14 protein-coding genes and 1 pseudogene are annotated in these 14,073 nt (G+C 61.1%); 7 read left to right on the forward strand and 8 right to left on the reverse strand.

What is annotated here, in order from left to right; all coding sequences use genetic code 11:
- Nucleotides 1–36: 36 nt before the first annotated feature.
- On the forward strand, nt 37–975 hold the full coding sequence (thyX, locus tag NKJ17_RS27660; protein ID WP_192250270.1) for an FAD-dependent thymidylate synthase: 939 nt from the start codon (nt 37–39) through the stop codon (nt 973–975).
- 724 nt (nt 976–1,699) lie between these two features.
- Here the strand turns inward: thyX and NKJ17_RS27665 are convergent.
- Both NKJ17_RS27665 and NKJ17_RS27670 read right to left on the reverse strand, forming a co-directional pair.
- Nucleotides 1,700–2,053, reverse strand: a complete 354-nt coding sequence (locus NKJ17_RS27665) for a HigA family addiction module antitoxin (protein ID WP_192250267.1) — start codon at nt 2,051–2,053, stop codon at nt 1,700–1,702.
- A 19-nt stretch (nt 2,054–2,072) separates the two neighbouring features.
- Nucleotides 2,073–2,342, reverse strand: a complete 270-nt coding sequence (locus NKJ17_RS27670) for a hypothetical protein (protein ID WP_192250264.1) — start codon at nt 2,340–2,342, stop codon at nt 2,073–2,075.
- Between the two features lie 277 nt (nt 2,343–2,619).
- Between NKJ17_RS27670 and NKJ17_RS27675 the strand changes: the two genes are divergently transcribed.
- Nucleotides 2,620–2,931, forward strand: coding sequence for a hypothetical protein (locus tag NKJ17_RS27675; protein WP_352690988.1), 312 nt, complete (start codon nt 2,620–2,622; stop codon nt 2,929–2,931).
- Between the two features lie 379 nt (nt 2,932–3,310).
- On the opposite strand, the gene NKJ17_RS27680 is transcribed toward NKJ17_RS27675, so the two are convergent.
- Both NKJ17_RS27680 and NKJ17_RS27685 read right to left on the reverse strand, forming a co-directional pair.
- Entirely contained in the window at nt 3,311–5,590 is a 2,280-nt protein-coding gene (locus tag NKJ17_RS27680; RefSeq protein ID WP_352690989.1) for a S8 family peptidase, read from the reverse strand.
- 61 nt (nt 5,591–5,651) lie between these two features.
- Nucleotides 5,652–6,734, reverse strand: a complete 1,083-nt coding sequence (locus NKJ17_RS27685) for an AAA family ATPase (RefSeq protein ID WP_352467882.1) — start codon at nt 6,732–6,734, stop codon at nt 5,652–5,654.
- Between the two features lie 90 nt (nt 6,735–6,824).
- Here NKJ17_RS27685 and NKJ17_RS34140 point away from each other — a divergent pair, with 90 nt between their 5' ends.
- On the forward strand, nt 6,825–7,298 hold the full coding sequence (locus NKJ17_RS34140; protein WP_502903739.1) for a hypothetical protein: 474 nt from the start codon (nt 6,825–6,827) through the stop codon (nt 7,296–7,298).
- Nucleotides 7,299–7,500: 202 nt separating this feature from the next.
- Here the strand turns inward: NKJ17_RS34140 and scpB are convergent, their stop codons facing one another.
- Both scpB and NKJ17_RS27700 read right to left on the reverse strand, forming a co-directional pair.
- Nucleotides 7,501–8,199: an SMC-Scp complex subunit ScpB gene (scpB, locus tag NKJ17_RS27695; RefSeq protein ID WP_352690990.1), complete on the reverse strand. Its 699-nt coding sequence runs from the start codon at nt 8,197–8,199 to the stop codon at nt 7,501–7,503.
- Between the two features lie 2 nt (nt 8,200–8,201).
- A complete protein-coding gene (locus NKJ17_RS27700; RefSeq protein ID WP_352690991.1) occupies nt 8,202–9,158 on the reverse strand; it encodes a DUF1403 family protein in 957 nt (318 codons plus the stop codon).
- Between the two features lie 169 nt (nt 9,159–9,327).
- Here NKJ17_RS27700 and NKJ17_RS27705 point away from each other — a divergent pair, with 169 nt between their 5' ends.
- Genes NKJ17_RS27705 through NKJ17_RS27715 form a run of 3 tightly spaced genes read left to right on the forward strand, consistent with a single transcriptional unit; the run spans nt 9,328 to nt 11,101 of the window.
- Nucleotides 9,328–9,585: a type II toxin-antitoxin system VapB family antitoxin gene (locus tag NKJ17_RS27705; protein ID WP_352690992.1), complete on the forward strand. Its 258-nt coding sequence runs from the start codon at nt 9,328–9,330 to the stop codon at nt 9,583–9,585.
- Nucleotides 9,585–9,971 (forward strand): type II toxin-antitoxin system VapC family toxin, encoded by a 387-nt coding sequence (locus tag NKJ17_RS27710; RefSeq protein ID WP_352690994.1) that lies wholly within the window; start codon nt 9,585–9,587, stop codon nt 9,969–9,971. The genes NKJ17_RS27705 and NKJ17_RS27710 overlap by 1 nt, the downstream gene beginning before the upstream one ends.
- A complete protein-coding gene (locus NKJ17_RS27715; RefSeq protein WP_352690995.1) occupies nt 9,968–11,101 on the forward strand; it encodes a site-specific integrase in 1,134 nt (377 codons plus the stop codon). Before NKJ17_RS27710 ends, NKJ17_RS27715 begins: the two co-directional genes overlap by 4 nt.
- 354 nt (nt 11,102–11,455) lie before the next feature.
- Here NKJ17_RS27715 and NKJ17_RS27720 read toward each other — a convergent pair whose 3' ends face one another.
- Complete coding sequence (locus tag NKJ17_RS27720) at nt 11,456–12,163, reverse strand: B3/B4 domain-containing protein (protein WP_352690996.1); 708 nt, start codon at nt 12,161–12,163, stop codon at nt 11,456–11,458.
- 151 nt (nt 12,164–12,314) lie between these two features.
- Between NKJ17_RS27720 and NKJ17_RS27725 the strand changes: the two are divergent.
- Nucleotides 12,315–13,299: pseudogene (locus NKJ17_RS27725) on the forward strand (IS5 family transposase).
- Between the two features lie 148 nt (nt 13,300–13,447).
- Here the strand turns inward: NKJ17_RS27725 and NKJ17_RS27730 are convergent.
- The coding region (locus tag NKJ17_RS27730) for a LysR substrate-binding domain-containing protein (protein WP_352690997.1) at nt 13,448–14,073 on the reverse strand (626 nt) is incomplete at its 5' end.

A 14,073-nucleotide genomic window follows, 5' to 3' on the forward strand; every position in this document is an offset into this window, starting at 1 on the left:
GACTCGAGCGCAGACTAGCCCAAACTTGGAGACACGATGACCAATTTGACGGAAGAACAGTCCCTCGAGATTAAGGAGGCGCGCGCTGCCTCGAGGGTGACACGCCGCGTTGTATCCGAGGGGCTTGAGGAAGTTCTCTATCAAGCCGTTCCGGTTCTCGACCACGGGTTTGTACGTGTCATCGACTATATGGGCGACGACGGTGCCGTCGTGCAAGCAGCCCGTGTATCCTATGGCCGGGGCACAAAAAAAATCTCTGAAGATCGGGGTTTAATCCACTATCTGCTCCGCCACTGGCACACCACGCCGTTCGAAATGGCGGAAATCAAGTTCCACGTAAAGTTGCCGATCTTCGTCGCACGCCAGTGGATCCGGCATCGGATGGCGAACGTTAACGAATATTCGGCCCGCTATTCAACTCTCGATCGCGAATTCTACATTCCCGCCGCGGAACATCTGTCAGCACAATCGGTGCAAAATCGCCAAGGTCGCGGAGAGGTCGTGGGAGCTGCTGAGGCGGAGCGAGTACTGCGAATTCTCACAGACGATGCGCAACGCAACTACGATCACTATCTCGATCTGCTAAACCATGACGAAGGCGGCCAGCAGCTTCGCGATGACCAACGAGGGCTAGCACGAGAGCTTGCTCGCATGAACCTGTCGCTCAACTTCTATACCCAGTGGTACTGGAAGACAGACCTGCATAACCTCATGAATTTTCTTCGGCTTCGCGCCGATCCCCACGCACAGTATGAGATCAGGGTGTATGCGGAGGTAATTTTGGACATCCTGAAAAAATGGGTCCCATTGACCTACGAAGCGTTTCGCGAGCATCGACTGGAAGCGGCGACATTTTCTGGGGAGGCCCTTAAGGCACTGCGCCGTATGCTTGCGGGCGAACACGTCGAGCAACTTGACACCTCAATGTCTAAGCGTGAGTGGGACGAATTCTTAGCGAAGCTGGAACTAAGTTGATACGCATCTCCACGGTAGAATTTTCATCATGCTGGCGAACGCCGGCATTCAGCTGACTACGCTGGGGCGTTCGATGGGCGGCGGCGGCACAACGTTCATCGTCATCGGCGACAATTAACTCTCCTATTCTAGTAAAGTGTCACGACTGACCGTCGCCTGCCTCAAAGCGTCTTCCCGGCTAGCTTTGGTCGACGTGCTCCTCTTCATCGCCGTGATGACGAAGCATGTGTTGAGCAGTGAGAGGCTTGGTCGCAGATCGACTTCATGAGGGGCGTCAAAACTGGACGTCTATCCTCCCATCTAGGGGTCACAAATTGCACGCCGATTCACGGCTGGGCGCAGTCAGGGGGATCGGGCCTATCAAACCCGAAGGTCTTTGTGACGTCGTCATGTTGGTCTGTTGCATAACGCTATCCTCGATCCCGTCGAAATCTGGAAAACGCCCGCAAACATGCTGGTGCGCGAGGCCCTAGCAGACCGGGCCAACCCGGGAATGAACCCACTTATCGGTATGGAGGCCATCTATGCCCTGGCCAAGGCAACGCTACCGGAGTTTCGGCGGCGAGTTGCATCAAGCGCGCCGGAACCACTGTAGCCGCTCTTCTTCCGACAGCACGCCGGGCCAGCGGTCACAGAAGATTCCCGCGCGCGGTCACCTCTCATAGTCAAGACACCGAAACGGCCTGTACAAATCAGATCCGCAGGCGGATCCCCCGAGGGGTGGCTACTCGCCTTGAAAGTCGACAATGAGTTCACTTTCGGACTGCGGTTTGCGCAAAACATTCAGGGTCGGAAGCACCTTTCGGAGCTTCGAATGCGCTTGATAGACATCCACATCACGTTGCAGATTCAGCCAGAACTGCGCGGTGGTGCTGGTTACCTGGGCCAGACGCAACGCCATCTCAGCCGTTATCGCCCTGCGTCCGTTGATGATCTGGTTCACTGAAAACCGCGAGACCTGGAGTGCCGACGCCAGTTTGTCTTGGGTAATGCCAAGCGGACCAAGAAGTTGGTCACGAAGAACCTCGCCCGGTGCTACCGGAGGCGCTGGCACGTAGCGACTCTGTTGGATCGTCATGCACCGACCCTCCATTCGGTCAGTGCCTCTCGAATTTGATTTCGAATGGCCCCTCCCCCTCGACCCAAACAAAAGTAAGATGCCATTTGCCTTCGACCTCGACACCCAGCCGCCCGGGCGCATTCTTGAAGCGCAGGATAGGTCCGAAGATTCCAACGTCCTGCAAGCCGCGTGCGGCCACGAGCGGCCGCAGAATCTTGTGCGCCTTCACTGAAAGATGCTGATCGAGATGCGGTGCGAACCGCGTCCAATAGATTTCTTCCGTAACTTCGTCTGCGAAGCGTTCCATGTTCCAACCTCCGGGGGGCCGTGACAAAAGCCGCGGCCACCCGATCGGCGCCCGGGCGTCGATCGATGGAGGCTGGAGGAGGTGTGCCGGTACGCAGCTGAAAGGTCAGCACCCATTCGCGAGTTTGAGGCGATGCCAAGAGGAGCACACCGGCCGGTCTGTACTTCCATTTGATCCGGATCCGGCTCGCAATTTCCTGTGTCAGGGAACAGCGTATGTCGGTGAGCAGGGAAGTGCTCGGATACTCAGGGAACTCATCGATTCTCGTGAGCAGCGTTTGAAAGATCTCGCGAATGGCACGTTGGGAAAGCGCTTCTTCCACCAGCCCGATGGATGTGCGCGACTGGTGTTGTCCATCGATTACAAACAGCCTGTCGATGTCGATCGCAGCGATGCGTGTCAGGATTTCCGCGGCGCTCGGGAACGAGTCCTCGGGCTTGGCGCTATCGATGGACGACTGGACGAATTGTGTGAAACAGAACGACGGTCCGGCCGACCTGAGGTCGTCCGTTTGTCGAATGATGTCGAAGAGCTTCCAGAACTGTCGCTGCGACGGTGCTGGGGCGTCCCGATCAAGCCAGGACGTTAGATTGCCCCGGAGTGACGAGACGATATCGGTGCCAATCCAGTCGATCTGGGCACGGCGAGCAGAAGCGTCCAGGATGAGCGCAGACGTGGCCGGCTCGTCCGGTTGGAGGCCTGAACGAACGCGATGCTCCACTGAAAGCGGTCCCGACTTCGGAAGGCCGGGGTAGATGTGGGGGGCTAGCTGGTCGGCCCACTGTCTGATCGCTCTATCCATTGGCATGGTGTAATGCACCTCATTACACAATGCAAGCCACCCGTTTGCCAAAGCTCTGAGGGACGGTTGGCCATCACCGCGCTGGCGGCAATGGTGACAATCCGACGTCCGCGGGCAATCTTCACCTTTTGGAGACACCGGCGTCCATCGCGGAACAGGCGTCCGACTACACAGCGGCCTGGGCGACGTTGGAAGCTTCTATCGCAGCCTGTACCTCGGCATAAAGTTCGGCGTTGCTCTCGCTCGCATCGATTTCGACGATCAAAGCGAATCGAACCGACCTCTCATTGGGATCCGGGATAGCTCGCGTCTTCCACCATCCCGCCACTGGGTGAACGGCTAGCAAGTTGCGACGGGCGAGATCGGAAGCCGGACAGGTCAGCTCGTCGATCTGCAGGGAGCCGACGTCGCGGCGATTGCGACCGAACGTCCAGCCATCATTTTCGTCGATGGCCGGCCCCTCGGGTTCCTCTTCGACCTTGCTGATACGAGCAATGAACGCGGCCCTGTCCTCATTGGGCCGGTTCAGCTTGAAACGCAGATTGTGAGATGCGTAGCGAAACTTGGAGCCTCGGGCCGGCTCGGATGGGTTCGGCGCGATGAAGGTGCTGAGGGCGACTCTCAAGGTAACGGGATGAGCGATCAACGCGCGCAAGGCCTCGACCGGCCACGGCAGCTCGAACAACCGCATCTCGTTGTGCACGTGATCCGCGCCGCCTGAATCGCTCTCACGATAGGGCGTGATCCAGTCTTGGACGATCAACGTCAGGGCGTTGGAGGCGCTGCGCCGGGCGCGCTCCATGTCCGGCACGCCGTAGCCATAGCGTTTGAAGAGCGGACCGTAGTGGCCTTTCCCGGGATTTACAGGCAGATGCGACCGCATCTGGGCATTCCATCTTGCCGAGGAAACGAAGAGGGCACGGATCGCCTCCGGCCAGAGCTCTGGATAGTCCGACCACAATTCGGTAATTGCCCTGGCAGCAAGTGCAGTCGCGGCGCTCGTCTCGCCCACAGTCGTGAAGGCCCGCAGCGGGTATCGATGATCGGTTGTGAGCAATGAAAGAGCGGAATGCTTCATCGGGGGCGGCGGACCGTTGACGACCCAGTTGCCGCCTTCCATCACCACGTCCGGCTTTATCGGCCAGTGCGAGGACCAGCTTGCGGTTCTCGAAGATGGCGCAAGGTCACCCACCACCGCAAGGGGAGTACCGGGCTCACCACCCGGGAGGACGTCCTTTTCCGTGTAGGCGCCGATGCAGATCGGATTCCATGCCTGCGCCGGCGACTCGACCTCATTGTCGGGATGATCGGAGGCAGCGAGATAGTCGTTGTTACCAAATCTGTTCTGGTCGCTGTTTCCCGCCGACACGAGAAGCAGACGAGGCGTCGCGACGTTTCCCGACACGCCAGCCGTAAGCTGGTCCAGTTCGCTCGACCACGATGTCGGGGCACCGTCATGCGGGGAGTCGTCCTCGGTCGTGCTGGCAAGAGCAAATGTCCGGCGTCGAACGCCTGCCGTCTCAGCAGCGTTAACGCCGGCCCGCGTCATTGCCCCGAGAAGGTGATGAGGATTGTGACCTGCATCGGGGATGATCTTTGCCGATTCCAGGCGATGGCGAAGCTGGATTGGCAGCATGGACTGAAGCGCCGGCGTCAGATCGCCGAACAGGGATAGCCCGCCCAGCTGTGTGCCATGGCCGATTATATCCTCGATCCCCCAAGCGGGATTTGCGGCGTGCCTATCCGCTGCGGCAAGGGCTGGCTCGATCAGCGGATGTGAGCGGCTGACACCTCGATCGAGCAGGGTCACATAATTCGGGTCATCGATTGCCTCATAGGTCGTCCGGCCCAGCAGACTGTCGACCCACTCGGCCTGCTCGTCAGGGTCCATCGCATCAAAATAGTCGGCCGTGACGGTGGGCGCGGCCAGAGCGCGTACGCCGGCAAGACGCCGCACCGCCAACGCGAGCGCGTCACGTGTGGCTGTGGCTATGACCACCAGGTCTTCTGGAAATTCGAGCCGATCGCCGCCGATCGCAACACCGAGCTCCGGCGCGTCGGCGATGAACGATTCCGCCTGCGTCTTGTCGAGCCAGACCTCCCACGGCACAGCTCCATTCTGATCTGGAAATCGTTGAGGCGGACTGCGCCACAAGGCTCGCAAGCCGGCCTCGACGATGGCGCCGATGCTTTGAATCAGGTCGGCATTGTATGGCCGGCCGGATTTCCTGTCCTTCGCAGCGAAATCCTCGACCTTCCGCCGTAGTTTTGCGACGCCGTCTTCTGTTGCGAAGACGGTCGCGCGCCCGGGTTGATTTGCTGCGGGCCGCGGCGGCTCGCTGCGGAGAAGCGTCAGATCGCTGGCGTTGAGGCCTGTCGTGACCATCGGTTCGCCCGCCCTGCCCTCGACCTCCAGATAGACGCCTGGAAGCGAAGCGGCGCTCACGTCGGGCAGATGATCCAGAGCATTGAGAAGCGACTGGGCGTGCGCTGCCCTGTTGGCGACGTTACTTGGATGCTTTGCCGACCCGCCGCCCTTTGGCCTGAACGGGTTTGCGGCGGAGATTTCGTTGAGTATGAAGTGCCTTCGGTCCCTGGGCATGCGTTCCCGCCCCTATGCTGTGCAGCGACCGGCGGCGCTCTAGGGACGCGACGATGGCAGCCGTCCTGATCTCGTTCGAATTTCCCAGGACCGCCCGTCTTGCGGCATCCTCCCCTGCAGCCACCACATCGGCCGTCGACAGTCCGTCCGCATGTTGCACTACATCGTTCCAGTTTACAGCTTCGACGCCGAACCCGCGCAGCCGCCTGCGCATCGCCTTTCCGATCGCTTCGCCATCTGGCAATTGGTAAGGGAGCACCAGGTCGAAGCGGCGCAGGATCGCTCGGTCCAGGATTTCCGGCAGGTTTGTCGTTGCCACGACGATCGATGGCCCCGTGTTTTCGTCCAGGAATTGCAGGAACGAGTTCAGGATTCGCCGAGCTTCCCCAATGTCGTTGTCAGATCCGCGTGATGCGGCCAGTGCGTCGATTTCGTCGAACAGATAAACGCCACGATTGGTACGGATCGCGTCGAAAATCAACCGCAGCTTCTGAGCGGTCTCACCCATAAACTTCGTGATCAGGCCGTGAAGGAGGACCGTGAACAGCGGAAACTTCAGTTCCCCGGCGAGCGCCTCGGCAGTCAGGGTCTTTCCCGTTCCGGGTGGACCGGCGAGGAGCAGCCGACGGCGTGGTTGCAGGCCCTTTTCCTCAAGCCTCTCGGTCATGCGGGTTTCGGTAACGATGTGGGTCAGCTCATCGGCGATGTGGACCGGCAAAATCAGGTCGTTGAGCCGTGTCGTCGGATAGCTGGCGCTAAGAAATCCGGCCAGGTCGCCGCGCGGTGCAACGATCGGGGTGGGTACAACGCGCGTTGGCTTTTCCGGCTGCTGACCCGCCTCGGCCCATTGCCGCAATTGCTCAGCCAATCGCCCATGCCCTTTCTGTTCCTCGGCGACCGCTAGCTGCATCGCAAGGTCGAAGAAGCGCTTCTCGTCGCCCTCGGCGTGGCTCTTCACAAGCCCTATCAATTGTTGTGCCGATGCCATCGCAATTACCTTCCCGTACCCCCACCGACACGACCATGGCAAATCAGCGCCCGCGGCCAGTTTATAGGCAGATTTCCTTAACAGACCAGCATGCCGAGCCTCATCGACAAATGGTCCACTTATAATTTGCACATTATGCTGCCGGTTCCCGACAGTATCGCAATCGCGCTCTGGACAATCAATGCGCTGAGATTGAGTCCAATTATGCGATCCCTCAGCCCTTATATCGTCCCCTGCCCGTCATTTCGCGCAGCCCAAACGCGCCGATCAGGTCGAGCGCGCCCTGCCTACGGGGCGCGCCATTCGGTTCCGCTGCGGCCGCCAATTGCGGTGACACTGGTACAGTATGCTCATCATCTCGTCCCCTATCAGATCATATTCAACGTACCGAGGGCGCTTGTGCTGCTTGATCACATAGTCGATCGCCGAATTGACCGATGCCTCGTCGGCGACGCCCATTTCAAGGACCTGCAGCGCGTGCCCTTCAGCCTTCGCAGCTTCGATGAGCTCTCCTTTGACTCCGCTATTTCTGGGACGTCGCGCATGGTCGCAACCACCGAGTGATCCAGCCTTGCCAGCTTCCAATACCGTCAGTTTTCCAAAAACTGCAATCTTGCGTGACCTTCATCGACATGCGGACGCGTGCCGCCCCTCCTTTCCGTCTCGCGAAGGGCCCCAGGCGGCGAGACCGGACGCCGTGCGTGGCGCAATCTGTTATCCGACGAGCGGCGAGATCGCGTGGATTGTCCCGCCGTGATGGGATCATCTATTCGTCGAGCGCGGCGCTGGCGCCATCATCGTCGATATCTGCAAACCCTGGGATGATGTTACCGGCGAGCAGCTTCTCCTTCGACAGCAGCCCGGCGTCCTCGAGCGCCTCGAAATCCGGCAGCTGGCGAAGCGTGTCGAGCCCGAACTGCGACAGGAAGTTTTTTGTCGTGACATAGGTGTAGGGCGCCCCTGGCTGCGGGCTTCGCGGCCCCGAGGCGATCAGCTCCTGGCCCCGTAGCACGCCGATCAGATCGCGCGACACCTCCTTGCCGAAGAAGGTCGACAGCTCTGCGCGGGTGATCGGCTGGAAATAGGCAATGCACATCAAAACCAGCGCCTCGGATTGCGACAATTCCTTCGCACTCTGCCCCGCAGGCGTACCGAATGCGGCGTGAATGATGTCTCCGAAGGCCTTCTTGGTCCGGTGCTGCCAGCCGCCCGCGACCGCGACCAGCTCGTAGGGGCGGCCGGCGAGCTCGGCGCGGATGTCGTCGATGATCAGCTCGAGATTGCAGTTCTTCCCCACCACCTGCGCGAGGACACTACGTGTCACCGGTTCGCTAGCGGAAAAAATCACCGCTTCGACGCGGCCCATCCACTCGCGCCAGCGCAGTTCCGGCGGCAGATGTTCGAGCTCCGTGTCGAGCAAGGCCGGCTGTTGGTTCGGCTTGCGGCGGGTGGACGCTTCGCTCATCCCTACAGCCCAAACAGCCGAAAGGTGGTGCGGCCGGAAAGCTCGCGCACGGCCTCGAGCTGTTGCAGCCGGTCGAACAGGCGCCGCGCCGCAAAACGCGACAGGCTTTTGGTCGTCAGCGATCCGGAGAGGGCGTCGTCGTCGAGCAGTCTTTGGATCACATCGCCCGCCCCCTTTGCCCTGAGCTTCGGTGCGACGGCGATGAGCCGCTCCGCGCGCCGCGACAGCTCGGCGGCCAACCGGCAGGCGTCAGCCGCCGCTTGCGCCAGCGCCAGGCACACTGCCCGCTCAAACCCTTTTTCGCCTGGCCGGATCCGCTTGCCGCCGCCAGACTTGGACCGAAACGCCGGGCCAAAAGCGTGTGCCATCAGCAGCGGCAGCGGTCGCGGCCAGCGCAGGTTTTGCGCTAGCACCAGGTCGGCGAGCCACCAGGCAAAAAGCTCGGAGTCGGACTGCATGGCGACGACGTGGGCGGCGATTGCCGCCGCGGCGAACGGCGCCGGCCGCCCCGAGCGCGCCAGGTCGTCGATGTGTTCACAAACCGCGGCCAGCGCCTCAACGTCCCAATGGAGACCCATCTGGTCGACGATCTTTTCGAGCTGATCGGCGCTGGCGGCGGGCGGCTGCCCGGCCAACTGCCGCCAGGCGCCAAAGGTGGCGCCGGCGGGGCCCGGATCGGCTCCGGCCTCGCGCAGATGCCATGCGTCGCGCAAGGCGGCCTCGTCCTCCGAGCGCCCGGCCAGCCGCATGCTGGCGGCAGCGCATTTCAGCGCCAGCCGCTGGCGCCAGGCGCCGGCCCAGCCGGCTTGCGTGCGCGCGAGCGTCTCGAGCGCGCTCAAGGCGGCGCCGGCACAGAAGGCGGCGCCGGCGTCGGTGACGACAGCGCCGTTGGCCAGCGCCCAGGCCGGGACGACCGGCTCGAGAACGGGAACGGCGGCGGCGGGGTCGAGGCGAATCATGATTCTGGAGGGTAAAGCAGCCGTGCGCTTTTTGCGACAAACTTTGCACCAAAACGCACAGGCTGTCGTGCGCGCATAACGAACGATAATGTTGCATTATCATTCGTTGTTTACAAGGCTAGGGGACCATGGTAGAATACGCCAGAAAGGTAGACTTTTGGAGTCTTTCGTGTCCCTGAACATCAAAAATCCGGCCACCGTTGCTCTCGCCGATGAACTCGCACGCCGCCAGGGTATCAGTAAGACAGCAGCCATTCATCAGGCCCTGAGCGAGCGCTTGCATCGCTTGGGCTTTGGAGAGACCGCTCACGAGCGTCTGCTGGCAGAATTGCGCGCCATCCGAGAAAGAGTGGCACGATTGCCTGAACTGGATAGTCGCAGCGACGAGGAGATCATCGGGTATGACGAGCATGGAATCCCTACCTGATGGTGATCGACACCTCAGCTGTTGTAGCGATCCTTCGGAGCGAGCCTGAGGCAGCAAGGCTGGAACGAGCGCTGGTCTTGGACCCAATCCGTCTGGTCCCGGCAACCTGCGTGCTCGAGGCACGCATGGTGCTGGTCAGCAGGCGCGGCGAACACGCATTGGCCGAGATCGATCTTTGGCTGCGCAAAATCGAGGCCGACATCATTCCTGTCGACTCCGAATTGGTTGATCTGGCGACCCAGGGTTGGCTGACCTACGGCAAGGGCCACCACCCGGCGGCGCTGAATTTTGCCGATTGCCTGTCCTATGCTTTGGCAAAGCGTGCGGATGAACCGCTGCTTTTCATCGGCAAAGACTTCTCCCAAACGGATATCGAAGCGGCATGAGCATGGCTGGCGACGCGCAACGATCATCCGCTGCTTCCGGCGATGACGACATGCCCGACATCATCGATATCGTCATGCAGATGGGCGATGCCGACCTAGCCTCGTCCCCTCCCCTTCCAGCCATTGCCAATCCCAGCCTGCCTGCGCATCTTGAGGCGCTCGCCGGCCGGGCGCGCGATTATATCGAGGCGGCGAGTTCGGCCAACACGCGCCGCGCCTACGCAGCCGACTGGAAGCATTTTTCGAGCTGGTGCCGGCGCCAAGGCATCGAGATGTTTCCGCCCGATCCTCAGGTCGTCGGGCTCTATATCGCCGCCTGCGCGTCAGGTACGGCCACTGGCGACAAAAAGCCCAACACCGTTTCAACCATCGAGCGCCGGCTTTCGTCGCTCTCCTGGAATTTTGCCCAGCGCGGTCAGCCGCTGGACCGCAAGGACCGCCACATCGCAACGGTCGTGGCCGGCATTCGCAACACCCACGCATCCCCTCCCCGGCAGAAGGAAGCGATCCTGCCAGAGGATCTGATCGCCATGCTCGAGACCCTCGACCGCGGCACGCTGCGCGGGCTGCGCGACCGCGCCATGCTGCTTCTGGGTTTTGCCGGTGGGCTGCGGCGCTCGGAAATCGTCGGGCTCGACATTGGTCGCGACCAGACCGAGGATTCTTCTGGCTGGATTGAGTTTTTTCCTGACAAGGGCGTGCTGGTGACCCTGCGCGGCAAAACCGGTTGGCGCGAGGTCGAGGTCGGCCGCGGCTCCTCCGACGCCACCTGCCCGGTGGTCGCGCTGCAAACCTGGCTGAAGCTGGCGCGGATCGGCCATGGCCCTTTGTTCCGAAGGGTAATAGGGCAAGGCAAAAGAGTCGGCGCCGATCGGCTTAACGACCAGGAAGTTGCGCGGCTGGTCAAGCGCACGGCGCTCGCAGCCGGCGTGCGTGGCGATCTGTCGGAGGGCGAACGCGGTCAAAAGTTTGCTGGCCATTCGCTGCGCGCCGGCCTCGCGTCCTCGGCCGAGGTCGACGAGCGCTATGTGCAAAAGCAGCTCGGTCACGCTTCGGCCGAGATGACGCGAAAGTATCAGCGCCGGCGCGATCGTTTCCGCGTCAATCTCACCAAGGCGTCCGGGCTCTGAAAAGCCCCCTCCCTGCCCCGTTTTGTCCGCTGGGATGAGGCGGTCAGATCTCAGGCGATAACATACCTCATCCAGCACAGCGAGCGCTGTATCCAGACTATCGGCGGCCGACGCTTCGTAGTCAGGCATGATCATCAACTGCGTTATGGCACGGCGCACAAGAGGGCATCGCGATAAAAGTACGCCAAACAACGCTAAGGGAGAATAAACGGTGATCTGATTTCGTTCGACGCTCGTTTTCGAGAGCCGTTCTGGGTCGTTCGCAATCAACTGTGTAGGCCAGCGGAGCGAGCAAGGAGCGCCAGATCCGGACAGGGCTGAGTGGGGTGTTTCTCCGAAAGATGGGGCCATGCCCTAAGGAACACGAGATGTAGTGGACTCGTCGATCCGCGCGGTTTCGATTCGCGCACCCGGGCACAACGCTTGGATAAGTCCCATCAAATGCTCTCCGGTGGCCGTCATCTGTATAGCTGACATTGGGCCGAGGGCTTCCAGCACGAGCCACATGGCGCGGGTATCGACCGTGACCATGGTGCGCCGCCCCTGCCGCCAGTTCCAGCGGCGGCACGTGACACCGGCATCATCGCACCAGATGACTTCGCCCGGTTCAGGATGCTCGGTTACCATTTCACCTTGCTGGATCGTGTCGAATGGCTCCGCTCCCTTCGCAATTAAAAGTCTCGGGACCCCCTGGTAGAGATCGAGATCCTCCCCGCCAATCGGAACGCCATACAACACGCTGACGGCATTGTAGGCATCAACCAGTGGGGATATCCGCGGGAGAGAGCCATCTTTCCGCACCCGCTTGAGAAGCGCGGCGGCCGAGCACGGCGTTCGATTGGCCTTTGTGCCGAAAGCCTCGTAGGCAACGGCCCACGCCGCAAGATGCGCGTCCCTTTGGGCGTCATCGCGAAGCGCCGCCTGTTCCGCCGCCGCAATCGTGTCGTTCAACGCCTGTGCATCCGGCACGTCGATTTCAGCGTTCCGCACCACAATGCTGATCAGATGAAAATCCGGGTAGCGGGCCTTGATCTCGGGGTCAATCAATGGCGTGAAAGACATGGGAAGCTCTTTTCTCATGGGGAGGCTTTGCGCTGCGGGTCGTTCGGCAAATGTATGAAGAAAGGTGCTTGTCGAGGCGTTGGTGCGTGGAACATTTTTCAAGGGTTTGCCGATAGGCAGGCGAGATCGCCAACGACATGATCTTCGCCCGATGCCCTACAAACACAATGCCAGCCGCCGCCACCGAGTCGCGAAGATGAAATTCAAGGTGACAAACTGGCCGGAATACGAGGCGGGCCTTCGGCGGCGCGGCAGTCTGACGCTGTGGTTGACAGAAGAAGCCTTGGCCAGGTGGCATGCGCCGCGAAGAACGACCCGCGGCGGCCAGCCCCGCTATTCCGATCTCGCCATCGAGGCGGTCTTGACACTGGGATGCGTCTTCGGGCTTCGTCTGCGCCAGAGCGAGGGATTGGCGACCTCGCTGCTCGATCTGATGGGGCTTGATCTACCGGTTCCCGATCACACGACGCTAAGCCGCCGGGCGCAGATATGGGAACCATCGGCCACGCGGCAGCGGCATCCCGAGGACGGTCCGCTGCATGTGCTGATCGATAGCACCGGATTTGAAAGTCTACGGCGCCGGCCAATGGCTGGAAGACAAGCACGGTGCCAGATCACGCCGGACCTGGCGCAAGCTGCATTTGGTTCTCAATGCCGACAGCGGGGAGATCATCGCCCATTGTCTGACCGACCAGGACGGCGACGATCCCTCGCAGGTGAAGCCGCTGCTCGACCGGATCGACGCAGAGATCGACCAATTCACGGCCGACGGAGCATATGATGGCGGTCCCACCTACTGCGCGGTGCTGCAACACAGCGTCACCGCAAGGATAGTCATCCCGCCACGTTCAACGGCCGTGGAGAGTGATGACACCGGACCACCCGGTCAAAGGGACGGTCACATCACGGCGATCGCCAATGATGGAAGGCTGAATTGGCAGGCGTCCACCGGCTATGGCAAGCGCGCTCTGATCGAGACCGCCGTCGGGCGCTACAAGGGGCTGATCGGACGTCGCCTGCGAGCCCGCTCCTTTTCGGCTCAGCAGACCGAGGTCGCCATCGGCTGCGCCGTTCTCAACCGCATGACGGCGTGCGCACGCCCGGAGTCCGTTCGCTGCCCGGCAAGGCCGACATAGCAGGCGGCATCAAAGAGCTGATTGTGCCTAATGCCACATTTGTGCACCAACGACTTGTGGCGCGGGCAGCCACAGGCACAGGCTACGCGGAAAATGAAAAGCGGGGCCAACCCATTCGCTTGCACACAGCCTGGGTTTTGCCAGCTCCTCAACGGCAACGTGCTGTCAATCTTCGTCTTGCCATGTCTTGAACGCCGAACTGTTCACGCCATTGGCGCCGCTTTGTCATCCCGTGCCCCGAAATAGGCCGTCGTTCGAACGATATGCGCAGTTGCTTATCCGCCAGAAACCGGCGAGCCAGATCGGTGTCGCGCTTACCCACGCGTGACACCCAGTCCGAAAACAGGCGAACCGCGCGCCGGTTCATATGCCGCGAAGGACAGACCAGCCAGTATCCCGGAAACTCGATGACCTCGAACTCTATCGAGACCGGAACCAGAGAACCCGACACCAGGTCCTCGAATGCGATGGATGTGCTTTCCAGGACCACACCTGCACCGTCCTTCGCCAGTTGAACCGACATTGACGAACGGTCGAAACGATAGGGATACGTCATGCGGGCGCCCTGGATACCGTTGCACGGCAGCCAATAATCCCACCGGAAATAGGCCTTCACACTGTCGATCAACCGCGCATGGCGAAGCTGCTCGCGCGGATCCGGTGAGATCGCGCGCAGTTCGGCAAGATAGGAAGGCGAGCACATCGGCAGGATCAGATCGTTGACGACGCAATCCGAATAAAGGCCGGCCCAGCCGCCGTCGCCATAACGAAGAT

The organism is Mesorhizobium sp. M0208, from assembly GCF_040322015.1.
Lineage (GTDB): Bacteria > Pseudomonadota > Alphaproteobacteria > Rhizobiales > Rhizobiaceae > Mesorhizobium.